We start from the raw sequence: 26,037 nt of genomic DNA, 5'->3' as shown, positions 1-26,037 counted from the left end.
GCGTGGGCGGAGGGCCGCCCACCCTACGGTAATGCGAACATCGTCGGTGGGGTTTGTGAGGCCGGGGGCCTCACAAACGAACGTGCCCACCATGCATCCAAAATCAATACGTGTAGAACATCCGCTGAATCTCTTTGGTGTCGTTCGTCTTGGTCAGCGCCAGCATCAACAGGATGCGCGCCTTCTGCGGATTGAGCGTATCGGCCACCACGAAGTCCAGCTGGTCGTCATTGGCCTCGCCGTTGCGCGCGACGATGCCCTGGCCCACGCGGCTGGCGCGCACGATGATCACGCCCTTTTCACGCGCGGCCGACAGGGCCGGGCGCACCTTGATCGGCAGGCTGCCGTCGCCCACGCCCGCGTGGATCAGGCCCTTGGCGCCGGCGGCGACCAGCGCGTTGACGGCCGTCGGGCCCACGTTCGCGTAGGTGTAGGCGATGTCGACCTGCGGCAGCGACGTCAGGTTGCTCACGTCGAACTCCGTGTCCACCGTGTGCTTGCGGGTCGAGGCGCGGTAGAAGTGCGGCTGGTTGCCCACCACGTAGCCGAGCAGGCCCAGTTCCGTCGCCTTGAAGGTGTCCGTCGTCGTCGTGTTGGTCTTGCTGACGTCGCGCGCGGCGTTGATCTGGTCGTTCATCACGACCAGCACGCCCTTGCCGACCGCTTCCTGGCTGCCCGCGACGAGCACGGCGTTGTACAGGTTGATCGGGCCGTCGGCCGAGATCGCGGTCGACGGACGCATCGCGCCCACCACCACCACCGGCTTTCTGCTCTTGACGACGAGGTCGAGGAAGTACGCCGTTTCCTCGATCGTGTCGGTGCCGTGCGTGATCACGACGCCGTCCACGTCCGGCCTGGCCAGCAGCGTGTTGACGCGCTTGGCCAGGGTCAGCCAGTGCTCGTTGCTCATGTTCTCGCTGGCGATCTGGAACACCTGTTCGCCGGTCACGTGCGCGACCTGCTTCAGTTCCGGCACGGCCTTGATCAGGTCATCGACGCCGACCTTGGCGGCCGTGTAGCCGACCGTCGTCGTGCTGGTGGCGCCGGTGCCGGCGATGGTGCCGCCGGTGGCGAGGATCACCACGTTCGGCAGGCGTCCCGCGGCGTGCGCGGCCGCTGCGCACAGCGTAAAGAGGAACAGTGCGAAGCAGGTGCGTATGAATTTTAAAAACATCAGATCTCCTTTTTTAACAATTTTTGGAAGGCAAAAAAAAGGCTCCTTGGGAGGAGCCTGGATTCGGGGGGCGTCTAGCGCAATGGCGCGGTCGCGACGTCCTGGGTGGCGAGGGCGGGATCGGTGAGATCGCCCTCCCACTTCGCGACGACGGCCGTGGCGATGCCGTTGCCGATCACGTTCGTGGCCGAGCGGCCCATGTCGAGGAAGTGGTCGATGCCGAGCAGCAGGAGCAGGCCCGCTTCGGGGATGTGGAACTGGCCCAGCGTGGCGGCGATCACGACGAGCGATGCGCGCGGCACGCCGGCCATGCCTTTCGACGTCAGCATCAGCACGAGCATCATGGTCAGCTGCGTGGACAGCGCCAGCTCGATGCCGTAGGCCTGGGCGATGAAGACCGAGGCGAAGGTGCAGTACATCATCGAGCCGTCCAGGTTGAACGAGTAACCGATCGGCAGCACGAACGCGGCCAGGCGGTTCTTGACGCCGAAGCGTTCCAGGCCTTCCAGCGTTTTCGGATACGCGGCTTCCGACGACGCGCAGGTGAACGCGAGGATGGTCGGCTCGCGCAGCAGGCCGAGGAGCTTGAACAGGCGCGGGCCGACGAACAGCACGCCGATCGCGATCAGGACGGCCCACAGCAGCGCGATGCCGAGGTAGAACTCGCCCATGAACTTGCCGTAGGTGGAGAGCACGCCCAGGCCGCTCGTGGCGACGACGCCGGCCACCGCGGCGAACACCGCGAACGGCGCGAAGTTCATCACATAGCCCGTCACCTTCAGCATCACGTGGGCCGCGCCGTCGATGGCGTCGATCAGCGGCGTGGCGCGCGCGCCCACGGCGGCGGCGCCGGTGCCGAAGAAGATCGAGAAGATCACGATCTGCAGGATCTCGTTCCTGGCCATGCCGTCGGCGATCGACGTCGGCACGAGGTGGGTGACGAAGTCCTTCAGCGTCAGGCCGGAGGCGGTGATGCCCGACGAGGCGCTCATGTCCGGCAGGTGGCCGGCGGCGGCCATCGCGTCGCCCGGCCGGAACAGGTTCACGAGGATCAGGCCCAGCGTGAGCGAGAGCAGGGAAGCGATGATGAACCAGCTTAACGCCTTGATGCCGATGCGGCCGACTTCCGCGGCATTGCCCATCTTGGCGATGCCGACCACCAGCGTGGAGAACACGAGCGGGGCGATGATCATCTTGATCAGGCGGAGGAACAGCGTCGTCACCAATGACATGGTCTCGGCAAAGCCCTTGGTGTCGGTCATATGGGTGTTCGCCACGTAGCCGACGGCGATGCCGAGTACCAGGCCCACGAGGATCCAGGTGGTGAGGCGGTTTCTTTGGTTCATAAGCTTCCTCTGTGGTGGCAGATTGCGGAACAGGGGAGATCGTCCGTCCTGTTCCGGCGCCGTGGCACAATCTCGTGCAAGATCAGGTAGTTGCCGGGTGCCTGGTGCTGTGATATTGACAAGTCCCGGCAGTATCCTTGGCGTTGCGGGTGCTGTCAAGCACGCCCAAATTCGGTGAAAACAAGATGATCGAAATCGACAATGTCAGCAAGTGGTACGGCCCTTTCCAGGTCCTGCGCGAGTGCACGACGCGCGTCGCGCGCGGCGACGTGGTCGTCGTGTGCGGCCCGTCCGGCTCGGGCAAGTCGACGCTGATCAAGACCGTCAACGGCCTCGAGCCCTTCCAGCAAGGGGCGATCCGCGTGGACGGCACGTCGGTCGGCGACCCGGCCACGCGCCTGCCCGCGCTGCGCGCGCGCATCGGCATGGTGTTCCAGAACTTCGAGCTGTTCCCGCATCTGTCCGTGCGCGACAACCTGACGCTGGCCCAGGTCAAGGTCCTGAAACGCCCGCGCGACGAGGCGACGGCGAACGGCCTGACATACCTGGAGCGCGTGGGCCTGCTGGCGCACCAGGACAAATTCCCGGCCCAGCTCTCGGGCGGCCAGCAGCAGCGCGTGGCGATCGCGCGGGCGCTGGCGATGGACCCCGTCGCGATGCTGTTCGACGAGCCGACGTCCGCGCTCGATCCGGAGATGGTGGGCGAAGTCCTCGACGTGATGACCGGCCTGGCCGCCGACGGCATGACGATGATGGTCGTGACCCACGAGATGGGCTTTGCGCGCCGCGTGGCGGACCGCGTCGTGTTCATGGACGAGGGACGCATCGTCGAGGACAGCACCGGGGAGGCGTTCTTCGAGGCGCCGACGTCGGACCGGGCCAGGGAGTTCTTGGCGCGGATCATCCACTGACACCAATCGCATTGTTATCAGCAAAACGCCGCCCCTCGCGAGAAGAACGTCGCCTGCGCAAGCAAACCGTCGCCCCCGCGCAGGCGGGGGCCCAGGTACTCCCGGCGTCGCCGCGATGCGTGCAAAATTGGATCCCCGCCTCCGCGGGGACGACGCAGTTCGTAGTGCGGGGACGACGCAGTTCATGGCGCAGGAACGACGCTTACAGGTTCCGCAACACCAGGCTCGCCCCGCCCGCGATCAGCACCACCCACACGGCCTGCCTGACCCGCTCCGCCGGCAGCCGCCGGTGCAGCCGGTTGCCGAGATACAGCCCGCCGAGCGCGAACGGCAGCAGCGCGGCGGCCAGCAGCGGCAGCGCCGGCTGGCGATACAGTCCGGCGCCCGTGAACAGCACGAGGCGCGCGACGGCGCTGAAGAACAGCACGCCGCTGATGGTGGCGCGCAGGGTCAGCTTGTCGTGCAGGCGCCGCGTGAGGAAGATCGTGTAGAACGGTCCGCCCGTGCCGAACAGCGCCGTGAACATGCCGCCGACGACGCCGAACGGCCCGGCCCACGTGGACGCCAGCGGTTGCGGCTTGCCGCGCACGAGCAGGCTCCAGGCCGAATAGCTCAGGATGAACAGGCCGAGCACGAGCAGCAGCAGGTGCTCCGGCGCACGCACGAGGGCGAGCACGCCGATGGCCATCCCGGCCACCATGAACGGGATCAGCCGCAGGGCTTCGCGCTTTTCGATGAAGCGGCGGTTCTTGAGGCCCAGCAGCAGGCCGGACACGAGATCGAACACGAGCATCAGCGGCACCGCCGTGCGCAGCGGAATCAACAGCACGAGCAGCGGCATCGCCGTCACGGCCGAGCCGAAACCGGTGAGGCCGTAGACCGTGTAAGCGAACACGATGATGCACGCCAGTTGGGCAAGCGTAAGCAATTCGAATGTCATGTTTGCGCGGGCCGGTTGACAATACGACGATTCTAGCCCCAAAGGGTATTTCCGTTCTGTATTGCAATGTATCGTGCGCACCTACAAGGCATGCCGAACGCGGTGCGTGCGAGTAAAATGTCGGGGTTCGCAATCCGAGAGCCGCCATGTCCATCATCGAATCCCCCGACACCATCACCCTCATCCGCCCCGACGACTGGCACCTGCACCTGCGCGACGGCGCGGCCATGGCCAGCGTGCTGCCGCACAGCGCGCGCCAGTTCGCCCGCGCCATCGTCATGCCGAACCTGAAGCCGCCCGTCACGACCGCGGCGCTGGCGACCGAATACCGAGCCCGCATCCTGGCCGCGCTGCCGGCCGGCATGTCGTTCGAGCCGCTGATGACGTTGTATCTGACCGACAACACAGACCCGGACGAGATCCGCCGCGCGCGCGACACCGGCTTCATCCACGGCGTGAAACTGTACCCGGCCGGCGCGACGACGAATTCCGCCGCCGGCGTGACCGACCTGCGCAAGTGCTATAAAACGCTGGAAGTGATGCAGGAACTCGACATGCCGCTCCTGACGCACGGCGAAGTCACGGATCAGCACATCGACCTGTTCGACCGCGAAGCCGTGTTCATCGAGCGCGTGATGCGTCCGCTGCGCCGCGACTTCCCGGAACTGCCGATCGTCTTCGAGCACATCACGACGAAGGACGCGGCCGAGTACGTCGCCGAGGCCGAGGGCCCGATCGCCGCGACGATCACGGCGCACCACCTGCTGTACAACCGCAACGAGATCTTCAAGGGCGGCATTCGCCCGCACTACTATTGCCTGCCGGTCCTGAAGCGCGAGGAACACCGCCTGGCGCTGGTGACGGCGGCGACGAGCGGCGACGAGCGCTTCTTCCTCGGCACCGACTCCGCCCCGCACGCCGTGCACGCGAAGGAAGCGAGCTGCGGCTGCGCCGGCTGCTACACCGCGCTGCACGCGATGGAGCTGTACGCCACCGCCTTCGAACAGGCCGGCGCGCTGGATAAACTGGAAGCGTTCGCGAGCCTGAACGGCCCGAACTTCTACGGCCTGCCCGTCAACGAGGGCACGATCACCTTGACGCGCGAGGCGTGGAACCTGCCGGCGACGGTGCCGATGGGCGAGCAGGAACTGGTGCCGCTGAACGCCGGCGAACAGATCGGCTGGAAGATGCTGTAACGGGATGTTCCCGGACATCGACTGGACGCGGCCGTGGTACGACACGGTCCGTCCCGCTTTCGACAGTTTGACGGACGGCCCCTTCATCGCGGCGTTCAATGCGAATGCGGCGCGGCTCGGGCTGGTCAACGACGGCGGCCAGCCGCTGCGCTTCGTGCCCCAGGACGCGCTGCCGGAAGGGATGGCGTACGAAGCCTTCATCGGCGCCACGGGCTGCGTGCCCACGCGCGCGAACCTGCACGATTTCTTCAATGGCCTCGTGTGGCAGACCTTCCCGCGCATCAAGCGCGCATTGAATGCCCTGCAGGCCGCGCAGATCGCGCAGGCCGGCGTGGGCAAGTCGCGCGGGCCGGCGCGCGACGCCGCCACCATCTTCGACGAGAACGCGGCCCTGCTCGTCGTGCGTGACGGCGCCGCGGGCCGCGCGCTCGTCGACGACCTGCGCGCGCACCGCTGGCGCGACGCCCTGTTCGACAAGCGCGCCATGTTCGGGCGCGATTGCGAACTGTGGCTGTTCGGGCACGCGCTGATGGAAAAGCTCGTCGTGCCGCGCAAGGCGATCACGGCCCATGTGCGCGTCGTGCCCGCCGCCGCGGATTTTTTTGCGCTCGACCGCGCCGGGCGCCGCGACTGGATCGATGCCGCGGTGTCCAAGGCGATAGCGGCCGAGGGCTTGTCCACGGCCGGCTTCACGCCGCTGCCCGTGCTGGGCGTGCCAGGCTGGTGGCCGGACCAGGACGAAGCGTTTTATCTCGACCCAACCGTGTTCCGGCCCAGGCGGCCGGCCAGCAATGCATAAGGAGGACAGCGCCATGAACGACAAGGTACGTTGGGGCATCCTTGGCACGGGAAAGATTGCCAAGGCCTTTGCCACCGCACTCGAGGACACACCGGACGCGCAGCTCGCCGCCGTCGGCTCGCGCAACCTGGACAGCGCCGAACTGTTCGCGCGCGAATTCGGCGGCACGGCGTACGGATCGTACGACGACCTCGTGGGGGCCGCCGACGTCGACCTCGTCTACGTCGGCACGCCGCACCCCGCACATTACGAGAACGTGCGCCTGGCGCTGGAGGCCGGCAAGGGCGTCCTGTGCGAAAAGGCCTTCACGGTCAACCGCCGCCAGGCCGAGGAACTGGTGGCGCTCGCGCGCGAGAAGAATCTGTTCCTGATGGAGGCGATGTGGACGCGCTTTTTGCCCGCGCTGGCCGAGGTGCGCCGCATCGTCGACTCGGGCGAGATCGGCACCGTGCGCCAGGTGAACGCCGACCTCGGATTCAAGGCCGACGTCGGCCCCGACCACCGCCTGTTCAATCCCGTGCTGGGCGGTGGCGCGCTGCTCGACCTGGGCATCTATCCGCTGTCGATCGCGGTGGCGCTGCTGGGCCCCGTGGAGACCGTGCTGGCCCACGCCGACTTCGGCCCGACCGGCGTCGACGAGCAGACCGGCATCCTGCTGCGCCACGGCGGCGGCGGCATGTCGATGTGCAGCTGCTCGCTGCGCGCGCGCCTGCCGAGCGAGCTGACGATCGCGGGCGAGCGTGGCCACGTGCGCATGAACACGATGTTCTACCGCGCGCAGACGGTGACGGTGGTGCGCGCCGACGGCATCTCGCGCACCGTGCCCACGCCCTACGTCGGCAACGGCTACGTGCACGAGGTGGCCGAGGCGCAGCGCTGCTGGCGCGCGGGCCTCGTCGAAAGCCCGGGCATGACGCATGCCGATACGCTGGCGCTGATGGGCGTGATGGACGAGGTCCGGCGCCAGATCGGGCTGACGTACGACGCCGACCAATCGATGACAACCAAGGAGAATCCATGAAACGCGATCCCCGTTCGACCAGCCGCATGCGGCGCCTGAATGCCCGTCAGCGCAAGAAGATGCGCGTCGGCGAATTCCGCGAGCACTGCTTCGACGTCGAACTCGTGTTCCACGCCCCGATGCGCGGCGAGCCGTACCACGACTTCATCAACGACTTCTTCGGCGCGCTGGAAGAACGCGGTCTGCTCGGCGGCGGCTTCGGCGGTCGCGAGCCGTTCAGCGAAACCGAGGGCGTGGTCGCCCGCATCGAGCGCGGTTCGCCGACGGAAGACGATCGCGAGGCCGTGATCGCATGGCTGCGCGCGCGGCCGGAAGTCGTCGACGCGCGCGCCAGGGATTTCAAGGATGCCTGGCACGGCTACGATTTCTGAACTGCGCTGAAACTGTCGAGATGTAAGGATCTGTCAGCGCGGTAACCGTTTGTAAGGCGCGTCAACAGATGGGTATGCCGCTTCGTTTTAGGCTCAAGTGCAACGCAAAACGACTTGCACCGACCCCAAAACTTCTTAGGACCCTTCATCATGAAAAAGACCATCGCTACCCTGATCGCCGGCCTGTTCGCAACCGCTGCCTTCGCCCAGGCGCCGGCACCGGCCACCAAGCCGGCAACCGCCACGCCGGCCGCGGCCAAGGTCGAAGCCAAGCAGGAGAAGCAAGCCGCCAAGGCCGACGTGAAGGAAGCCAAGGCCGATGCCAAGGCCGACGTCAAGGAAACGAAGGCTGCTGCCAAGGCCGAGGCCAAGGACACCAAGAAGGAAGCCAAGGCCGACGTCAAGCACGCGAAGGCCGAGCACAAGGCCACGAAGGTCGCGGCGAAGTAATCCGGTCCGGACGCATGAAAAGCCCGCGCGATGCGGGCTTTTTCGTTTGCGTGCACGGCGCAACGCAGCGGTGTAAGCACATGTCAATACAGTAACCGTTTGTAAAGTGCGTCAACAGACGGACAGAAGACCTCGTTGAAGGGATAAGTGACACACGAAAGATGTGCACCTTCCCGATAAACTCCGAGGACCCTTCATCATGAAAAAAACCATCGCTACCCTGATCGCCGGCCTGTTTGTCACCGCAGCTTTCGCCCAGACGTCCGCACCCAAGCAAGCCGTGCTGGTCAACAACGCGGACCTGAAGGCAACGAAAACCGAGACGAAGGCCATGCCGGCCGAAGCCAAGGCAGCGCAAGCCGACGCGAAGGAAGCGCACGCCGACGCGAAGACGGCCAGGACGCACGCCAAGGAAGCGAAGGCGAGCGCCAAGCATGCGAAGAGCAAGACGAAGCATGTCGCGAAGACCGACACCATGAAGGACGACATGGCCGCCATGACGACGACGCCGGCCGCGGAAGCCGCTCCGGCAACCGCCGCCGCCCCGGCTGTCCCGGCCACCCCGGCGGCACCGGCTGCGACGTCGGTTGATGCGGCCGCTCCCGCCACTCCGGCCGCGCCGGCCACTCCGGCACCGGAGGCTGCCCCGGCGCCTGCCGCGCCGGTCACCCAGTAAGTCCATTGTCCGATGCCGGCGAAGCCCGCGCGATGCGGGCTTTTTTACGCCCGTGCTCGTGGTCGGGTACGTATTGCCTGCCCAACCTCCAGTGAATGGATGCGAGCGTTTCGAAGCCAGTCATGTCCCGGCGCTTGCGCCGGCATAGCGGCGCCGGTGTTCGCCCGGCGAAATGCCGCGCACCCGCTTGAACGCTTTGGCAAACGCGAATTCGTCGTCGTATCCGACCCGGCCCGCCACGCGCGCCGCGCGCTCGCCTTGCTCCAGGAACCCGGCCGCGACGGCCATGCGCCAACGCGTGATATAGGACAGGGGCGGCTCGCCGACGGCACTGCGGAAGCGGCGCGCGAACGGCGCGCGCGATAGCCCGACCGCGCGCGCCAATGTCTCCACGGTCCAGTTGAAAGTCGGATCGGCGTGGACCGCCTGCAACGCGGGGCCGACGACCGGATCTGCGAGCGCGCCGAACCAGCTGTCGCTCGCCCCGTCGGCCTGGATCGCGAGCCAGGTGCGCAGCGCATGAACGAACAGCAGATCGATCAGGCGATCGATGACGAGCGAAGAGCCGGGCGCCCCTTGCGCGGCTTCCGCTTCCAGCATCCGGACCGTGGCGGCCAGCGCCCCTTCGGCAATTTGCGCCGCCCGCAGATGGATCAGCCGTGGCAGGCCGTGCAGCAATGGGTAGCGGCCGTCGAGCGACAATGAATAGGAACCGCATAGCAGCGCGCATTCCAGTCCACTTCCGTCGGGCAAAGCCAACGTCTGGCCGGGGGCGATATTCGCGGCGTAGGCGTGCAGATCGATGGCTTCGCTGGCAGGGTCATCGCACAAGACGTGCGCTGTGCCATGCGGTAACAGGACCAGGTCGCCAGGCTCCAGCCGAACCGGTGCGTCATCCCCTTCGCAAAGCAGCCAGCAAACCCCGCGGGATACCACATGGAAGCCGGCCAGCCGCTCGACGTGCCCGAACCGCAAGCCCCACGGCGCCCTGACCGAAATCGAGGCCGACAAGCGCCCGCCGAGCTGGGCCGCTTCCAGCACTTGCGTTAGAGCATCAGTACATGAGTCGATACGTTTGAACATGGAATGGAGGGTTTCGTGCATTCTTTCGATCGGAATTTATTCTTATAGTGACGTCTCCTACAAAACAGATCAAGGATTTCGTCATGCATGCTTCTCCCATATTGGTAACGGGCGCCACCGGAAAAACGGGGCGCCGCCTGCTCAACCACCTTGCCCGGCGCGGCCAGGCCGCGCGGTCCGCGAGCCGTCGCGGCGATGGTGGACATGTTGTGTTCGATTGGCACAACCCCGCGACATTCGCTCCGGCCCTCGATGGCGCCCGCGCCATCTACCTCGTCCCGCCGGCGTTCGTCGAAGATCCGTCCGACGTCGTCGCCGCGTTCCTCGCGCAGGCACGAGGCAGCGGTGTCGAATCCGTCGTCGCACTGTCTTCGATGGGCGTCGCCTTTCCGCATGAGCCGCAGGATTCCGGCCGCCGCAACGTGGAGCGGGCGGTGAGCGAATCCGGTTTGCGGTGGACGATCCTGCGCCCCACGGGGTTCGCCCAGAATTTCTCCGAAGGGTTTCTTCTTCCCGCAATCCGGCAGGCGGGGGCAGTCGCCAGCGCGACCGGCACGGGCGCGGTCGCATTCGTCGACGCCGATGACATCGCGGGCGTGGCAGCCTGCGCGCTCACCGAACCCGGGCACGCCCATGCGACCCACGTGATTACGGGCCCCCGCGCGCTCAGCTTCGGCGAAGCGGCGGATGCGATCGCGAAAGCGGCCGGGCGCGCCGTCGTACATCACGCCTTGCCGCGCGAGGGGATGGCACAACTGCTTCAACAGGCAGGCATGCCCGCCGATTACCTCGAGATGATCCTGCGCGACCAGGATGCCATCCGCGAGGGTTACGGCGCAGACGTTACCGACACCGTGGCGCGCGTTACCGACCGGCCCGCGCGTGATTTCGACGATTTTGCGCAGGCCGCGGCGGATGTGTGGGCGGTCCGGTAAACGGGGGAATTCCGTGTCGCCGTGGCGCAGTCGGCCGACGGTCCGGCGGCCGGCTTGGGGCACGTGTCGGCGGCGTTACGTGTTTCCGAAGTCGGGGACGTTTTGCTGCCGACGGGTTGCCATCGACGTAGATCGTGATTTGGCCTTGACCGTGGCGGTGTACGGCAATTTCCGACTCATTGCGGACGGCCAGGATGCAGAGACAGGCATTCTCGGGCCAATGGTTTCCGTCACAAAGCACCAGCACCTGGATGAGCGCGCAGTGCTACATTGGCTTTTCCTTAAACATATCCGAGCAGTCTGTTGAACAAAAATATTTGCCGTAAAGTTCACTCTCTCCCTCTTCCGGATGGAAGAATATTTCGCAGTTTGCGCAAGCCCGCACCCAACTATCTTCGCCGCACTCCGAGCATTTTCCAACGTAAAGCTGATGTTCTTGTTCGTTAAACGCGTCGATAAGGTAAGCTTTTTCTCCGCACTTATGGCAATCCAATAATCGGGCTTCGTGCTCAATATCTATCGAGTCGAAACAGTTGAGGCAAACTAGATACTCGTCACCTTCCGCACCTTCCAATCCGAAAAACTCGCCCGCGACCACAGCTTGATGCTTGCACGTCAAACACGTTCGGATCTCCATATCGTGCAAGTCAGAAAGCTGATGCACGAAACTGTCGACGCCTGTCTGCCATACCTTGTTCCGAGAGAGCGGCTGAGGTTTCCCGTAACTTCTTTCAAACAAGCAGTTACCGAAATCTGAATACCAGGTGCTGTGAATAAAGAAGAGTGTTCTAACGACACTCGTGGCCAGCTCGGAACTCCAACCGGTTTGCTGGGCCCGATGAAGGATGGAATTTCTTGCCTCCATCATAAAAACAAGTTCTCTCTTCACGCCATAGGACCATTTTCTCTCCGCATAATAATGATTTAATATCTGCGAATGCTCGATGAATTCTTCTTGCGGAATGCCGTTTTTCTTTTTTTGAATCTCGACGACTTTGCCATTTTTCGAATAGTAGTACTTCAAGAATAATTCCAGGGCGACCTGCGCATTCACGGCGGCGAACTTCAGATATTTAGGATCATCTTCCGATCTCCCAATCAATTCCATCGCCAATTCTGCGAAATCGATAAATCCATCCTTTAATTGCATCCAGTTCGGAAGGCTCTTCATAGTGTAAGTTTGTATTTATTTTGTGGAATGGTACGTTCTTCTGAGAAGCTACAGGAGGAAGCAAAACCCGACACACGGGTTCTAATAGAATGATATTGACTCGGTTGTGGACGTTTACCACTGTCCGTCGTTGGCCACATGCTGTGAGTCTGTGATCGGCTGCAGCAACGGCCGGTCCCGGCCGGTTACAGGTGTTCAAATGGCTCAGTGTACGGTGCGGTTTCTGTCAGGACAAGCAAGAGGTTTTATCAGGCGCACTAACTTGCTTCCAACCGGGATAGCAGCATCACGCCTGCGCTGTCGACAATGCGGTCCACGCGACCATGGCAATCGACTGTTGCGCCCAAAGCGCTCATGTACTATCATAAGTTACATGAAACGCGACAGTAAGCTCTCTTCCGTCCTCCACCTGCTGCTGCACATGGCGCACAGCAAACGGCCGCTCACCTCCGAGGAATTGGCTGGCTTCTTGCAGACCAATCCGGTACTCGTGCGACGTACGCTTGCCGGGCTGCGGGAACGTGGTTATGTCGGTTCCGAAAAAGGCCATGGCGGCGGTTGGGTGATCACGGCGGACCTGCGCAACCTCACGCTGCACGACATTTATGTGAGCGTCGGTTCGCCGACGGTGTTCGCGATGGGTAATCGCGTGGAGCATCCCGAGTGCCTGGTCGAGAAGGTCGTCAACCAGTCGCTGAGCAGCGCCTTCGACGAAGCGGAAGCCTTGCTGGTCAGCCGCTTTGCCGGCGTCACGCTGGCCGATCTGGCTGAGCGCTTCAATGCGCAGTACGCCCAACATGGAGAACAGCATCATGCACACGTCCCCAAACCAGGCTGATTTCGACGTTATCGTCGTCGGCGGCAGCTACGCGGGGCTTTCCGCCGCGTTGCAGCTGGCGCGTGCCCGCCGCAACGTGCTCGTCATCGATGCGGGGCGGCGGCGCAACCGCTTCGCCCGGCATTCTCATGGCTTCCTGACGCAAGACGGGAGCGAAGCGGCAGCCATCGCTACGCAGGGGCGGGCGCAATTGCAGGCCTATCCGAATGTCGCCTGGGCTAGCGACACGGCGATGTCGGCCACCGGCGACGGCGAGTATTTCGAGGTGACGCTGAGCGACGGCGGGACCGTCAGCGGACGCCGCCTGGTCCTGGCGCTGGGCGTCACCGATACGCTTCCCGGTATCGAGGGCCTTGCCGAGCGCTGGGGGCGAAGCGTATTCCACTGCCCGTATTGCCACGGCTACGAGCTCGATGAAGGCGATATCGGCGTGCTCGCCACGGGCGAGCTGTCGATGCATCACGCATTGATGTTGCCTGACTGGGGCCGCGTCACGCTCTTCCTGAACGACGCGTTCACGCCGAGCGATGCGCAGCACGAAGCGCTAGCCCGGCGCGGCGTCACGCTCGAAGCGGCGCCGGTCGCCCGGATCGACGGCGAAGCCGACGTCGTGCTGCGCGACGGGCGGCGATTGCCGATGACCGGATTGTTCGTCGTGCCGCGCACGACGGTCGCCGGCGCGCTTCCGCGGCAGCTCGGCTGCGCCATGGAGGCCGGCCCGATGGGCGAATTCGTGGCGACCGATGCAATGAAGGCGACCAATGTGCCCGGTGTGTTCTGTTGCGGCGACATGGCACGGGCGGCCGGCAGCGTGGCGCTGGCCGTCGCCGACGGGGCGATGGCCGGCGTTGCGACGCATCGTTCATTGATTGCGGAATTAAATCAGGCGGCGTAGGTCCCCCGACCTCCGCCACCTGGCTCGCGCGCCAAAGCTTGTAAGCGATTGTCAGCACGGTAAGCATTTGTAAAGCCCGTCAACACCCATCCGGCCGGCCGCGTTTCAGGAGCAAGTGACACGCAAACGACGTGCACCTGCCCCGACAAACTTCAAGGACTCTCCATCATGAAAAAGACCATCGCTACCCTGATCGCCGGCCTGTTCGCCACCGCTGCTTTCGCCCAGACCCCGGCACCTGCCGCCACGACGACGCCCGCCGCGACCCCCGCCGCCGTGAAGGCCGACGCCAAGGTCGCCGCCAGCGCCGACGTGAAGGAAGCAAAGGCCGACGCGAAGGCCGCCAAGGCCGATGCGAAGGAAGCCAAGGCCAGCGCGAAGCACGCCAAGCACAAGGCCAAGCACCACGCCGCGAAGACGGAAGCCGCCAAGGACAGCAAGGACACGACCGTTGCCGCAGCGCCCGTCGCCGCCAAATAAGTCCGCCGTTCCTGCTTCATGAAGCCCGCGCGATGCGGGCTTTTTTTTTGCGTGCTTGTCGCCGACGGATGCCGGGCTTCAGCGCGTGCCTGCCCGCGCCGCCAGTGCGCCGCCCGGGAAGCGGATGGCGTCCGCGTTGCGCTGGGGCGGAACTTTTCACGCGGTCGCGTCGCCCTGCATCGCGCGAAACAGCCCGGGACTGACGCCGAAGCGGCGCGCGAACGCTTTCGACAGCTGGCCCGGCGTCGCGTAACCCGTCTGCGCCGCGACGGTCTTCAGCGCCAGCGTCGTGCACAGCAGGTCGCGCGCGTGGTCGAGGCGCAGCGTCTCGACGAAGCGCGCCGGCGTCTCGCCCAGCGCGTCCGTGAAGCGGCGGTGGAAGGTGCGCGGCGACATGCCTGCGCGCCCGGCGAGGGCGGCCACGTCCAGCGGTTCGTCCAGGTGCGTGCGGATCCAGTCGACGAGCGCCGCGAACGGGCTGTCCGCCTTTTCCTGGGCCGCCAGCACCGTGCTGAACTGCGACTGGTAGCCGGGGCGGCGCGCATACAGGACGAGGCGCCGCGCGATCGCGTTGGCGACGGCGTCGCCCAGGTCGCGCGCGACGAGCGCCAGGCACATGTCGATGCCGGTGGTGACGCCGGCCGACGTCCACACATTGCCATCCTCGACGTAGAGCGCGTTCGCATCGACCTCGACGTCGGGATGAGTGCGGCCGAGGATGTCCGTCGCTTCCCAGTGCGTGGCGACGCGCTTGCCGTCCAGGAGGCCGCAGGCCGCCAGCGCGAAGGCGCCCGTGCACACGGAGCCGTAGCGACGCGCGCGGGCGCAGGCGCGCCGCAGCCACGTCTGCGCGGCGGCATCCTGCGCCAGCGCGCGCAGGCCGCGCTTGCTGCCGCCGGCGACCAGCACGGTGTCCAGCGCGCCCGGCCTGACGCTGGCCAGCGGCGCCGTGACGACCGCGAGGCCGCAGTTGCTGGTCACGGGGCCGCCTTGCGGCGACAGGATGTGCAGGCGATAGAAGGCGTAACCCGCGGCGTCGTTGGCGGCGCCGAACACGGCGGCCGGGCCGGTGACGTCGAGCACCTGGACGCCGTCGAAGGCGATCAGGGCGACCGGGCGAGGTTTGGAAGACATTGGCAGGATTCAGCACAAGTTTGACATTGCTGCCAATGCTAGCCGCTTCCTAGAATGGTGTCATCCTTCATCGACGAACTGGAGCCTGCCATGAGTAATGCGCTGCACATCGGATTTCTGTTGTTCCCCCACGTGACCCAACTCGACCTGACCGGTCCCGCCCAGGTCCTCGGCCGCGTGCCCGGCGCGCAGGTGCACCTCGTGTGGAAGACGCGCGATCCGGTGCCGACCGACGTCGGCTTCACGATCAACCCGACGGCCACCTTCGCCGACTGTCCACCGCTGGACGTGCTGTGCGTGCCCGGCGGCTTCGGCATCGAGCGCCTGTTCGGCGACGGCGACACGTTGGCCTTCCTGCGCCGCCAGGGAGAACACGCGCGCTACGTCACGTCGGTGTGCAACGGCTCGCTCGTGCTGGGCGCGGCCGGCCTGCTCGCGGGCTATCGGTCCGCCTGCCACTGGATGTGGTTGCCGTTTCTGGAGCGTTTCGGCGCCGTGCCCGTGGCGGAACGCATCGTGCGCGACCGCAACCGGATCTCCGGCGGCGGCGTGACGGCAGGGATCGACTTCGGTCTCGCGCTGGCGGCCGAACTGGCCGGCGAAGACGTCGCGCGCACGATCCAGCTGGCGCTCGAATACGATCCGCAGCCGCCGTTCGCTGCCGGCTCGCCCGAGGGCGCCGGCCCGGCGCTGGTGGCACGCTACCGCGCCGCGATGGTGCCGCGGCTGGCGCAGGTCGAAGCGGCGATGGCGGCAATGGTCGAGCTGTAAGCGCTTGTCAGGCGCGTAAGCATTTGTAAATCGCGTCAACAGGATAGTGGGGTGGGCCGTTTTCAGGCACAAGTGACACGCAAACGTGCATCACTGACATCCAAAACTACCGAGGACCCTTCATCATGAAAAACACCATCGCTGCCCTGATCGCCGGTCTGTTCGCCACCGCCGCCTTCGCGCAAACCCCGGCCCCGGCGCCGACGACCACGCCGGATTCGGCCACGCCGCCGGCCGTCGCCAAGGCCGAAGCCACGCACGAGAAGCAGGAAGCCAAGGCGGCCACGAAGCACGTGAAGAAGGCCAAGCATCACAAGAAGGCCGCTGCCAAGGCCGAGCAGAAGGACGCAGCGAAGGATGCTGCGGCCGATTCGACGGCGCCGATGGCGGGCAAGTAAGTCATCGCACCGTCGCCCCCGCGCAGGCGGGGGCCGAAGTTTGCGTGCACGGCCGCAGACATTAGGTCCCCGCCTGCGCGGGGACGACGTTTTGGTGGAGGGGACGACGTTTTGATGCGCGCGGATGGGGTTTTGGTGCGCGTGACGACGTTTTGGCTCAGACCTTGAGAAACTCTTCGCGTCCACCGAGCCAGCGCGACAGGTGCGCATCGACGATCGCCTCGAGCTCGGGCCGGTCCGACCCGAGCAGCCACGCCGCCACGTCGCGCGCCTGTTCGACGATCCACTGATCCGTCTCCAGGTTCGCAAACCGCAGCATGGCCTGGCCCGACTGGCGCGCGCCCAGGAACTCGCCGGGGCCGCGGATTTCGAGGTCGCGCCGTGCGATCTCGAAGCCGTCCGTCGTCTCGCGCATCGTCATCAGCCGCTGCTTGGCGACGGGACCCAGCGGGCTCTGATACAGCAGCAGGCAGGCGCTGGCCGCGGAGCCGCGGCCCACGCGGCCGCGCAACTGGTGCAGCTGCGACAGGCCGAAGCGCTCCGCGTGCTCGATCACCATCAGCGACGCGTTGGGCACGTCCACGCCCACCTCGATCACCGTCGTCGCCACCAGCACGTGCACGTCGCCCGCGGAAAACGCATCCATGATCACCTGCTTCTCGAGAGGCTTCATGCGCCCGTGCACGAGGCCCACGACGAGGTCGGGCAGCGCCTCCGCCAGCGTCTCGTACGTCTCGGTGGCCGTCTGTAGCTGCAGCGCTTCCGATTCCTCGATCAGCGGGCAGACCCAGTAGACCTGCCGGCCTTCCAGCGCGGCCGCGTGCACGCGCTCGATCACTTCGTCGCGCCGGTTCTGGTCGATCGCGCGCGTGACGATGGGCGTGCGGCCCGGCGGCAGCTCGTCGATGACGGACACTTCCAGGTCGGCGTAATACGTCATCGCCAGCGTGCGCGGGATCGGCGTCGCGGACATCATCAGCTGGTGCGGCACGAGGCCGTCGGACCCCTTGTTGCGCAGGGTGAGGCGCTGGCCGACGCCGAAGCGGTGCTGTTCGTCGACGAGCACGAGGCCCAGCTTCGCGAACTGCACGGTGTCCTGGATGAGGGCGTGCGTGCCGATCACGAGGTTGGCTTCTCCCGACTCCACCATCTCGCTGGCCGCTGTCTTGTCCTTCTTTTTCAGGCTGCCCGTCAGCCACGCGACCTTCACGCCCAGCGGTTCCATCCACGCGGCGATCTTGCGGAAGTGCTGCTCGGCCAGGATCTCCGTCGGCGCCATCAGCGCGGCCTGGTAGCCGCTGTCGATGGCCTGCGCGGCCGCCAGGGCCGCGACGACGGTCTTGCCGCTGCCGACGTCGCCCTGCAGCAGGCGCTGCATCGGGTAGTCTGCGCGCAGGTCGCGGCGGATCTCTTCCACGACGCGCTGCTGGGCATTGGTCAGCCTGAACGGCAGGGCTTTCAAGAACGCCTCGGACAGCGCGCCCACCGCGCCCAGGACCGGCGCCCCTTTTTCGCGCCGCGCCTCCTGCGCGCGTTTCAGCGACAGCTGCTGCGCGAGCAGCTCGTCGAATTTTACGCGCGTCCACGCGGGGTGCGAGCGCTCCGTCAGCGCGTGCTCGTCGACGTCCGGCGGCGGATAGTGCAGCAGGCGCACGGCCGGCTGGAACTCGGCCAGGTTCAGGCGCTCGCGCACGGCGCGCGGCACGGTATCGGTCCAGTCCACGCGTTTCATCGCGTCCGCGATCGCGCGCCGCAGCACCGTCTGCGACAGGCCTTCGCCGGACGGGTACACGGGCGTGAGGGAATTGGGCAGCGGCGCGCCCTCGTTGACGATCTTGTAGACCGGGTGGACCATCTCGGCGCCGAAGAAGCCGTGCCGGACTTCGCTGCGCGCACGCACGCGCGTGCCCTCGGCCAGCTGCTTTACCTGGCTGCCGTAGAAATTCATGAAGCGCAGCTGGATGTCGGACGTGTCGTCGGCGATGGTCACCAGCAGCTGGCGCCGCGGTTTATAGGCGATTTCGTTTTTCGTGACGACGCCCTCGACCTGCGACACGTGGCCGCCGCGCAGGCAGGCTTCGCGGATGGGCACGATCTGCGTCTCGTCTTCGTAGCGCATCGGCAGGTGCAGGACGAGGTCCATGTCGGTGCGCAGGCCGAGCTTGGCGAGCTTGCTTTCGATGCTTTTCGGTGCTGTCTTGGCTGCGGCTTTGGCCGCCGGTTTGGCATTCGTGGCTGGCATGGCGGTTCGTTGGCGCGTGTTGTCGGCTTATCAGGATTTGGGCATAACGGTTATGGCCTGCGCCCTCAGTCCGGAAACCGGGTGTAAAATAATGGGTTCGCCGCACGCTGTAGCCCATATTGTAAGGCGCCACGCCGAGTTTTTCCCAGATGAGCAAAACGTACTCCCTCTCCGATTTCGATTTCGACCTCCCGCCCGGGCGCATCGCCCAGGTGCCGCTGCCCGACCGCAGCGCGTCGCGCCTGCTGCAGCTGGACGGCGACCGCATCACCGACCGTCATTTCGCCGACATCGTCGACCAGCTCCAGGCCGGCGACACGCTCGTGATGAACAATACCCGGGTGCTGAAGGCGCGCTTCTTCGGCCAGAAGGACACGGGCGGCCAGGTCGAGGTGCTCGTCGAGCGCGTGCTGGACCCGCGCACCGTGCTCGCGCAGGTGCGCGCATCGAAGTCGCCGAAGCCCGGTTCGCGCATCCGCCTGGCCGATGCGTTCGAGGTCGGCGTCGGCGAACGCGCCGGTGAATTCTTTACCCTGCACTTCGACGGCGACGTGTTCGACCTGATCGAAGCCCACGGCCGCCTGCCGCTGCCGCCGTACATCGAGCACGACGCCGACGACTTCGACGAACAGCGTTACCAGACCGTCTACTCGAAAGAGCCGGGCGCCGTCGCCGCGCCCACGGCCGGCCTGCACTTCGACCAGGCGCTGCTCGACAAGGTCGCGGCCAAGGGCGTGCGCGTCGCCTACGTCACGCTGCACGTGGGCGCAGGCACCTTCCAGCCCGTGCGCGTGGAAAACCTCGCGGAGCACAAGATGCACAGCGAGTGGTACACGATTCCGCAAGAGACGGTCGACACCGTGCGCGCCGCGCGCCAGGCCGGACGCGATGTCGTGGCGGTCGGCACGACGTCGCTGCGCGCGCTGGAATCGGCGTCGCAGTCGGGCACCCTCGTCGCGGGCAGCGGCGACACCAATCTGTTCATCACCCCGGGCTACCTGTTCAAGACGGTCACCCGGATGATCACCAACTTCCACCTGCCCAAGTCGACCTTGATGATGCTCGTCTCGGCCTTTGCCGGCTACGATGAAATCCGCAAGGCCTACGCGCACGCGATCGCCAGCGAATACCGCTTCTTCAGCTATGGCGATGCGATGCTTTTGACGACGCACTCGCGCGCGGCCCCGGCAACGAACTGACATTACACATGCTCGAATTCACCCTCCTCAAGAAAGACACGAGCGGCCTCTCGCACGCCCGCCGCGGCCGTTTGAAACTGAACCACGGCACCATCGAGACGCCGATCTTCATGCCCGTCGGGACCTATGGCTCCGTCAAGGCGATGGCGCCGAACGAACTCAAGGAAGTGGGCTCGCAGATCATCCTCGGCAATACCTTCCACCTGTGGCTGCGCCCGGGCACGGACGTCATGGACAAGTTCGGCGGCCTGCACGGCTTCATGGGCTGGGACAAGCCGATCCTGACCGACTCCGGCGGCTTCCAGGTGTTTTCGCTGGGCGCGATGCGCAAGATCACGGAAGAGGGCGTGAAGTTCGCGTCGCCGATCGACGGTTCGCGCCTGTTCCTGTCGCCGGAAATCTCGATGCAGATCCAGCGCTCGCTGAACTCCGACATCGTCATGCAGTTCGACGAGTGCACGCCGTACGAGATCGACGGCCGTCCTGCCACGGCGGAAGAGGCGGCGAAGTCGATGCGCATGTCGCTGCGCTGGGCCCAGCGCTCGATGAACGAATTCAAGCAGGGCGAGAACCCGAACGCGCTGTTCGGCATCGTCCAGGGCGGCATGTACGAGCGCCTGCGCGACGAATCGCTGGCGGGCCTGGAAGACATCGACTTCCCGGGCCTGGCCATCGGCGGCCTGTCGGTGGGCGAACCGAAGGAAGACATGATGCGGGTGCTGCAGCACATCGGCCCGCGCCTGCCGGACAACAAGCCGCACTACCTGATGGGCGTCGGCACGCCGGAAGACCTGGTGGAGGGCGTGGCGAACGGCGTCGACATGTTCGACTGCGTGATGCCGACCCGGAACGCCCGCAACGGCTGGCTGTTCACCCGTTTCGGCGACCTCAAGATCAAGAATGCCCGCTACAAGGACGACCAGGCGCCGCTGGACGAGACCTGTTCCTGCTACTGCTGCAAGAATTTTTCGCGCGCCTATCTGCATCACCTGCACCGGTCCAAGGAGATCCTGGGGGCGCGGCTGAATACCATCCACAACCTGCATTACTACCTGAACCTCATGCAGGAGATCCGCGATGCGATCGATGGCGATCGCTTCCACGCGTTCCGCTTGCAGTTCAACGCGGACCGCGCGCGGGGCGTCTGATTTCCCGGCTGCGTTGTCATGGCCGTAGGGTGGGCACCCCTGTGCCCACCATGACGTCGCGTTGACGCATGCGGTTCGTGGGCATACGGTCATCGATGTTCGAGCCGCATGCGATTGGCCGGCACGGGGTGCCCGCCCCGGCGATATGCGACCCACATATCGTCGGCGATGCCGTCAAATTAAATTTCCGATAACGTCTTGCATTCGGGCATCCTAGGCCCACATGGCCGGAAACTGGCTGTTGACAGTTTGCCGGTGCTAGAATACAGCGCTTGTTTTTTCACATTTATACAATCGGAGTCCTTGTGTTCATTTCCAACGCGTACGCGCAAACCGCCGGTGCAGCCGAACCGGGTCTGATGGGTAACCTCACCACGTTCGCCCCGCTGGTCCTGATGTTCGTGGTCATGTACTTCCTCATGATCCGTCCGCAGCAGAAGCGCCAGAAAGAGCTGAAATCCATGATGGAGGCGCTGGCCAAGGGCGACGAAGTGATCACCGTCGGCGGCATGCTGGGCCGCGTGACCCGTGTCACCGATACCTATGTGACGGTCGAAGTGGCAGCCGGTACCGAAGTGGTGGTGCAAAAGAACGCCGTGACTGCGCTCCTGCCCAAGGGCACGCTCAAGGCCCTGTAATCCGGCCGCGGCTTCGCGCCGCGCTTCCCGCCCGATCCTGAACGCTGGAACATCATGAATCGTTACCCCCTCTGGAAATACATACTGATCCTTGTGGCAGTGCTGCTCGGCCTGCTGTACACGGCGCCCAACTATTTCGGCGAATCGCCGGCGCTGCAGGTCACGACCGGCAAGGCGACGGTCAAGGTCAACAGCGACACGGTCACTCAGGTGGCCGAGGCCCTGAAGCGTGACGGCATCGTGTCCGACAACGTGGGGCTGGAAGGATCCGGCGACTCGAGCGCCGTCATCGCCCGTTTCGCGACGCCGGATGCCCAGTTCAAGGCCAAGGCGGCGCTGGAGCGCGATCTGAACCGCGACCCGACCGACCCCGACTACATCGTCACCGTCAACCTGGTGAAGAACACGCCGGTGTGGATGGAGAAGCTGCGCGCCAAGCCGATGAATCTCGGCCTCGACCTGCGCGGCGGCGTGCACTTCCTGCTGCAGGTGGATGCCAAGGCCACGCTGGAGACCCGCGTCAAGGGCATCCAGGCCGCCTCCCGCAGCCAGCTGCGCGAGGCCAACGTGCGCCACGCCGGCATCGACCGCGTGGGCGACCGCATCGAAATCAAATTCCGCGACGCCGCCACCCGCGACCAGGCCCGCAACGTGCTGGCCCGCCAGAACGCCGACCTCGCCTTCGCCGATGCCGCCGACGGCACCGACCTCAAGTTGATCGTCACGCTCAAGCCGGAAGCGCTGCAGCGCGTCGTGGAAGAGGGCGTCCGCCAGAACATCTCGACCCTCGGCAAGCGCATCAACGAGCTGGGCGTGACGGAACCCGTGATCCAGCAACAGGGCCGCGACCGCATCGTCGTCCAGCTGCCGGGCGTGCAGGACGTGGCCCACGCCAAGGACATCATCGGCCGCACGGCGACCCTGGAATTCCGCATGGTCGACGAATCGGTCACCCCGGGTACCGAACTGTCCGCCGCCATCCCGCTGAATTCGGAACTGTTCACGCAGGGCCAGGGCGCGCCGGCCGTGGTATCGAAGGACGTCTTCCTGACCGGTGACTACATTTCGAGCGCCACCGCCAGCTTCGACCAGAACCAGCAGCCGTCCGTCAGCCTCGACCTGAACGGCGACGGCGGCCGCAGGATGCGCGAAGCGACCCGCGAGCGCGTCGGCAAGCGCATGGCCGTGCTGCTGAAGGAAAAGGGCAAGTACACCGTGCTGTCCAACGCGACGATCCAGAGCGAGCTCGGTTCGCGCTTCCAGATCACTGGCCTGGGCACGCCCGAGAAGGCCGCCGAGCTGGCGCTGCTGCTGCGCTCCGGCGCGCTGTCGGCACCGATGGAATTCGTCGAGGAACGCGTCGTCGGCCCGCAGCTGGGCGCCGAGAACATCGCCAAGGGCCTGCATTCCACGCTGTGGGGCTTCGTGGCGATCGCGATCTTCATGGTCATCTACTACCAGCTGTTCGGCTTCTTCAGCGTCGTGGCGCTGGCCTGCAACCTGCTGTTCCTGCTGGCCCTGCTGTCGCGGATGCAGGCGACCCTGACCCTGCCGGGTATTGCCGCAATCGCGCTGGCGCTCGGTATGGCGATCGACGCCAACGTGCTGATCAACGAGCGCATCCGCGAGGAACTGCGTGCGGGTAACACGCCGCAGGCGGCGATCTCGGCCGGTTTCAGCCATGCGTGGGCGACCATCCTCGACTCGAACGTGACGACCCTCATCGTCGGCCTGGCGCTGCTGGTGTTCGGTTCGGGCGCCGTGCGCGGCTTCGCCGTCGTGCACTGCCTGGGCATCCTGACGTCGATGTTCTCGGCCGTGTTCCTGTCGCGCGGCGTCGTGAACCTGTGGTACGGCCGCAAGAAGAAGCTCGGCAAGATCGCCATCGGCACCGTGTGGAACAACGGCGCGGTCGGTGCCGGCGCCAAGCCGGCCGTCAAGAAATAAGGAGCGGGTAGAACATGGAATTTTTCAAGATTAAACGGGACATCCCGTTCATGCGCCACGCGTTGATCTTCAACGTGATCTCGGCGCTGACCTTCGTCGCCGCGGTGTTCTTCCTCGCGACGCGGGGCCTGCACTTCTCGGTCGAGTTCACGGGCGGTTCCACGATGGAGCTGCGCTACTCCCACGCGGCCGACCAGGAAAAGATCCGCCACAGCCTGGAAAAACTGGGCTATGAACAGCCCGAGGTGACCAGCTTCGGCACGGCCAGCGACGTCATGCTGCGCCTGCCGGTGCGCAAGGGCACCACCGGCGTGGCCGCCTCGTCGACCGTGTTCGAAGCGCTGTGCACGACGGAAAACGGTATGCCGAAGCAGGTGCAGCAGACCACCGACAAGGGCGAAAACGTCACCCGGACCAGCTGCGTCAACGCGGCCGGCACCGAGCTGGTGACCCTGCAGCGCGTCGATTCCGTCGGCGCGCAGGTCGGCGACGAGCTGGCGCAGAACGGCCTGAATGCGCTGGTCATGGTCGTGATCGGCGTGATGATCTACCTGGCCGTGCGCTTCGAATGGAAATTCGCGGTGGCGGCGATCATCGCCAACCTGCACGACGTCGTGATCATCCTGGGCTTCTTCGCCTTCTTCCAGTGGGAATTCTCGCTGACCGTGCTGGCCGCCGTGCTGGCCGTGCTGGGTTACTCGGTCAACGAATCGGTCGTGATCTTCGACCGGATTCGCGAGACCTTCCGCAAGGAGCGCAAGCTGGCCGTGACCGAAGTCATCGACCACGCGATCACGAGCACCATCTCGCGTACGATCATCACCCACGGTTGTACCGAGATGATGGTCCTGTCGATGCTGTTCTTCGGCGGCCAGACGCTGCACTACTTCGCGGTCGCGCTGACCATCGGTATCCTGTTCGGTATCTACTCGTCCGTGTTCGTGGCGGCCGCCATCGCCATGTGGCTGGGAGTCAAGCGCGAAGACTTGATCAAGCCGATCAAGGCGAAGGACGAAACGGACGGCGCCGTCGTGTAATCGCGATCGTTCCCCCGATAAAGCCGCCCGGCCTGGCCGTGGCGGCTTTTGTTTTTATGGGACGGATCAATACCGCATCGCTTTGATATAAAAGATTTTTCTTTGTGTGAAGCAGCGCACAGAGCGTTCACTTAAGGCTGCCTTACTATGGACTCGTCTCTTTCAGGACATCCCTAGTTTTGGACTTCACCCGCTCCCGCAAGGAGCGGGTTTTTTTTGTCTTTCGCCCAGCCTGCATAGGATTTTTTACAGATGAGTAGGAAGATTTAACAAAATGTGAGTCACCGCACAGAGGACAAGGGTGGCGGGAACTAAGATGGACTCGTCTCTTTCAGGACATCCCTAGTTTTGGACTTGGCCCGCTCTTCGGAGCGGGCGTTTTTTTGGGCTGTGTTCGCGATACTTAGGTAACCGAGCGCAGCCGCCCTAGCCGAGCCGGGCCGCAGCGCACAGCAAATGCGCGGGCGTCGTCAGCCGCCGCGCATCCAGCAGCCGTTGCCAGCCCGAATAATTGATGAGGTAGCGGCTTGCGACGCCGCGGAAGCGCACCAGCCAGCTCTTGAAGCGGCTGTGCCAGCTGTTCACGTTCTGGATATGGATCGCGCCGCGCGCCCGCACGCCGGCCTTCACGTTCACGGCTTCGTGCGTGATCTGCGCTTGCACGGCGAAACGACGATACGCCGCCGCCCCGTCGCTGATCAGCAACACGTCGGCCGGCAATACCGGCTTGAGGCACGCATGCAATTGCGCGGCCGTCACTTGCCCTCGGCCCGTATGAAAGTCCAGCGTCTGCCCGTTGCGGTCGCGCGCGATGAGGAGGCAGTCGTATTCGCGATTGATCCCGCGCCGCGTGGCCACGCCGCCGCGCTTTCTCGGCGGCCGCGTCAGGTTGCGCGAACCCTTCTGAGATTCGAGGCGATAGGTTTCGTCCGCCTCGACGATGGCCGCCAATATCGGAGGACGGTCGCGCATCGCGCCGGGCACGAACCGGTGGCGCCACCTGAAACTGGTCGTCCGGTGCACGCCGGTCACGCGCGCAGCGTCGCGCACCGTGCGCGATTCGAGGACGCATTGCAAATAGGGCAGCCAACACTCTTTCTTGCGAAGACGAGCGAGCGGCGTGCCGGTCAGGGCGTTATAGCTGCGTCCGCACCCGAGGCACCGAAAGCGCTGCAGGCCGCTCGCCTCGCCGCAGCGGTGTACGCGACCACAACCGCAGCGCGGACACGGCCGGCCT

General features: G+C 65.2%; 26 protein-coding genes. 18 read left to right on the top strand and 8 right to left on the bottom strand.

Annotated features, from left to right (window positions below; translation table 11 throughout):
* Nucleotides 1-103: 103 nt before the first annotated feature.
* Both ASC93_RS23730 and ASC93_RS23725 read right to left on the bottom strand, forming a co-directional pair.
* Entirely contained in the window at nucleotides 104-1,174 is a 1,071-nt protein-coding gene (locus tag ASC93_RS23730) for a type II asparaginase (RefSeq protein ID WP_056448404.1), read from the bottom strand.
* Between the two features lie 74 nt (nucleotides 1,175-1,248).
* Nucleotides 1,249-2,520, bottom strand: a complete 1,272-nt coding sequence (locus ASC93_RS23725) for a dicarboxylate/amino acid:cation symporter (RefSeq protein WP_056448402.1) — start codon at nucleotides 2,518-2,520, stop codon at nucleotides 1,249-1,251.
* Nucleotides 2,521-2,705: 185 nt separating this feature from the next.
* Between ASC93_RS23725 and ASC93_RS23720 the strand changes: the two genes are divergently transcribed.
* Nucleotides 2,706-3,431, top strand: a complete 726-nt coding sequence (locus tag ASC93_RS23720; protein WP_056448455.1) for an amino acid ABC transporter ATP-binding protein — start codon at nucleotides 2,706-2,708, stop codon at nucleotides 3,429-3,431.
* Nucleotides 3,432-3,633: 202 nt separating this feature from the next.
* Here ASC93_RS23720 and ASC93_RS23715 read toward each other — a convergent pair whose 3' ends face one another.
* Nucleotides 3,634-4,371: a sulfite exporter TauE/SafE family protein gene (locus ASC93_RS23715; protein WP_056448398.1), complete on the bottom strand. Its 738-nt coding sequence runs from the start codon at nucleotides 4,369-4,371 to the stop codon at nucleotides 3,634-3,636.
* A 146-nt stretch (nucleotides 4,372-4,517) separates the two neighbouring features.
* Here ASC93_RS23715 and pyrC point away from each other — a divergent pair, with 146 nt between their 5' ends.
* The 6 genes from pyrC to ASC93_RS23685 all read left to right on the top strand — a co-directional run bounded on the left by pyrC (nucleotide 4,518) and on the right by ASC93_RS23685 (nucleotide 8,884).
* Complete coding sequence (gene pyrC / locus ASC93_RS23710; RefSeq protein ID WP_056448396.1) at nucleotides 4,518-5,567, top strand: dihydroorotase; 1,050 nt, start codon at nucleotides 4,518-4,520, stop codon at nucleotides 5,565-5,567.
* A 4-nt stretch (nucleotides 5,568-5,571) separates the two neighbouring features.
* On the top strand, nucleotides 5,572-6,366 hold the full coding sequence (locus tag ASC93_RS23705; protein ID WP_056448391.1) for a DUF3025 domain-containing protein: 795 nt from the start codon (nucleotides 5,572-5,574) through the stop codon (nucleotides 6,364-6,366).
* Nucleotides 6,367-6,379: 13 nt separating this feature from the next.
* Nucleotides 6,380-7,387, top strand: a complete 1,008-nt coding sequence (locus tag ASC93_RS23700; RefSeq protein WP_056448389.1) for a Gfo/Idh/MocA family protein — start codon at nucleotides 6,380-6,382, stop codon at nucleotides 7,385-7,387.
* Entirely contained in the window at nucleotides 7,384-7,758 is a 375-nt protein-coding gene (locus ASC93_RS23695; RefSeq protein WP_056448387.1) for a 50S ribosome-binding protein YggL, read from the top strand. The genes ASC93_RS23700 and ASC93_RS23695 overlap by 4 nt, the downstream gene beginning before the upstream one ends.
* Nucleotides 7,759-7,908: 150 nt before the next feature.
* Nucleotides 7,909-8,208, top strand: coding sequence for a hypothetical protein (locus tag ASC93_RS23690; protein ID WP_056448384.1), 300 nt, complete (start codon nucleotides 7,909-7,911; stop codon nucleotides 8,206-8,208).
* Between the two features lie 199 nt (nucleotides 8,209-8,407).
* Nucleotides 8,408-8,884 carry a hypothetical protein gene (locus ASC93_RS23685; RefSeq protein ID WP_200958393.1) on the top strand — a complete coding sequence of 159 codons (477 nt, stop codon included), beginning with the start codon at nucleotides 8,408-8,410 and terminating at the stop codon, nucleotides 8,882-8,884.
* A gap of 120 nt (nucleotides 8,885-9,004) precedes the next feature.
* Here ASC93_RS23685 and ASC93_RS23680 read toward each other — a convergent pair whose 3' ends face one another.
* The gene (locus tag ASC93_RS23680; protein WP_082548298.1) at nucleotides 9,005-9,988 is read right to left on the bottom strand and encodes an AraC family transcriptional regulator; all 984 of its coding nucleotides are present in this window, start codon (nucleotides 9,986-9,988) and stop codon (nucleotides 9,005-9,007) included.
* 62 nt (nucleotides 9,989-10,050) lie between these two features.
* Here ASC93_RS23680 and ASC93_RS23675 point away from each other — a divergent pair, with 62 nt between their 5' ends.
* Entirely contained in the window at nucleotides 10,051-10,902 is an 852-nt protein-coding gene (locus ASC93_RS23675; RefSeq protein WP_082548297.1) for an NAD(P)H-binding protein, read from the top strand.
* Nucleotides 10,903-11,167: 265 nt separating this feature from the next.
* Here ASC93_RS23675 and ASC93_RS23670 read toward each other — a convergent pair whose 3' ends face one another.
* Nucleotides 11,168-12,073 (bottom strand): hypothetical protein, encoded by a 906-nt coding sequence (locus tag ASC93_RS23670; protein ID WP_056448378.1) that lies wholly within the window; start codon nucleotides 12,071-12,073, stop codon nucleotides 11,168-11,170.
* 373 nt (nucleotides 12,074-12,446) lie between these two features.
* Here ASC93_RS23670 and ASC93_RS23665 point away from each other — a divergent pair, with 373 nt between their 5' ends.
* From ASC93_RS23665 to ASC93_RS23655, 3 genes are all read left to right on the top strand, one after another.
* A complete protein-coding gene (locus ASC93_RS23665) occupies nucleotides 12,447-12,911 on the top strand; it encodes an Rrf2 family transcriptional regulator (RefSeq protein ID WP_056448376.1) in 465 nt (154 codons plus the stop codon).
* Complete coding sequence (locus ASC93_RS23660) at nucleotides 12,871-13,806, top strand: NAD(P)/FAD-dependent oxidoreductase (protein ID WP_229412852.1); 936 nt, start codon at nucleotides 12,871-12,873, stop codon at nucleotides 13,804-13,806. The genes ASC93_RS23665 and ASC93_RS23660 overlap by 41 nt, the downstream gene beginning before the upstream one ends.
* A gap of 168 nt (nucleotides 13,807-13,974) precedes the next feature.
* Nucleotides 13,975-14,286 carry a hypothetical protein gene (locus ASC93_RS23655; protein WP_056448369.1) on the top strand — a complete coding sequence of 104 codons (312 nt, stop codon included), beginning with the start codon at nucleotides 13,975-13,977 and terminating at the stop codon, nucleotides 14,284-14,286.
* Between the two features lie 156 nt (nucleotides 14,287-14,442).
* Here the strand turns inward: ASC93_RS23655 and ASC93_RS23650 are convergent, their stop codons facing one another.
* Nucleotides 14,443-15,420: a GlxA family transcriptional regulator gene (locus ASC93_RS23650; protein ID WP_056448365.1), complete on the bottom strand. Its 978-nt coding sequence runs from the start codon at nucleotides 15,418-15,420 to the stop codon at nucleotides 14,443-14,445.
* A 90-nt stretch (nucleotides 15,421-15,510) separates the two neighbouring features.
* Here ASC93_RS23650 and ASC93_RS23645 point away from each other — a divergent pair, with 90 nt between their 5' ends.
* Entirely contained in the window at nucleotides 15,511-16,191 is a 681-nt protein-coding gene (locus ASC93_RS23645) for a DJ-1/PfpI family protein (RefSeq protein WP_056448449.1), read from the top strand.
* A 125-nt stretch (nucleotides 16,192-16,316) separates the two neighbouring features.
* Entirely contained in the window at nucleotides 16,317-16,589 is a 273-nt protein-coding gene (locus tag ASC93_RS23640) for a hypothetical protein (RefSeq protein ID WP_056448362.1), read from the top strand.
* A 157-nt stretch (nucleotides 16,590-16,746) separates the two neighbouring features.
* Here ASC93_RS23640 and recG read toward each other — a convergent pair whose 3' ends face one another.
* Nucleotides 16,747-18,831, bottom strand: a complete 2,085-nt coding sequence (recG, locus tag ASC93_RS23635) for an ATP-dependent DNA helicase RecG (protein ID WP_056448358.1) — start codon at nucleotides 18,829-18,831, stop codon at nucleotides 16,747-16,749.
* 149 nt (nucleotides 18,832-18,980) lie between these two features.
* Here recG and queA point away from each other — a divergent pair, with 149 nt between their 5' ends.
* The 5 genes from queA (at nucleotide 18,981) to secF (ending at nucleotide 24,800) form a co-directional block, all read left to right on the top strand.
* Nucleotides 18,981-20,030 (top strand): tRNA preQ1(34) S-adenosylmethionine ribosyltransferase-isomerase QueA, encoded by a 1,050-nt coding sequence (gene queA / locus ASC93_RS23630; RefSeq protein ID WP_056448356.1) that lies wholly within the window; start codon nucleotides 18,981-18,983, stop codon nucleotides 20,028-20,030.
* Between the two features lie 8 nt (nucleotides 20,031-20,038).
* Nucleotides 20,039-21,178: a tRNA guanosine(34) transglycosylase Tgt gene (tgt, locus tag ASC93_RS23625; protein WP_056448353.1), complete on the top strand. Its 1,140-nt coding sequence runs from the start codon at nucleotides 20,039-20,041 to the stop codon at nucleotides 21,176-21,178.
* Nucleotides 21,179-21,537: 359 nt separating this feature from the next.
* Complete coding sequence (gene yajC / locus ASC93_RS23620) at nucleotides 21,538-21,816, top strand: preprotein translocase subunit YajC (RefSeq protein WP_229412851.1); 279 nt, start codon at nucleotides 21,538-21,540, stop codon at nucleotides 21,814-21,816.
* Nucleotides 21,817-21,870: 54 nt separating this feature from the next.
* Complete coding sequence (gene secD, locus ASC93_RS23615) at nucleotides 21,871-23,763, top strand: protein translocase subunit SecD (RefSeq protein ID WP_056448347.1); 1,893 nt, start codon at nucleotides 21,871-21,873, stop codon at nucleotides 23,761-23,763.
* A 14-nt stretch (nucleotides 23,764-23,777) separates the two neighbouring features.
* Nucleotides 23,778-24,800 carry a protein translocase subunit SecF gene (secF, locus tag ASC93_RS23610; protein WP_056448344.1) on the top strand — a complete coding sequence of 341 codons (1,023 nt, stop codon included), beginning with the start codon at nucleotides 23,778-23,780 and terminating at the stop codon, nucleotides 24,798-24,800.
* A gap of 426 nt (nucleotides 24,801-25,226) precedes the next feature.
* On the opposite strand, the gene ASC93_RS23605 is transcribed toward secF, so the two are convergent.
* On the bottom strand, nucleotides 25,227-26,037 hold an 811-nt coding region (locus ASC93_RS23605; RefSeq protein WP_229412850.1), incomplete at its 5' end, for an IS1595 family transposase.

It is taken from the genome of Massilia sp. Root335 (assembly GCF_001425685.1).
Lineage (GTDB): Bacteria > Pseudomonadota > Gammaproteobacteria > Burkholderiales > Burkholderiaceae_D > Telluria > Telluria luteola.
This window is presented reverse-complemented; position numbering and strand designations above follow the sequence as displayed.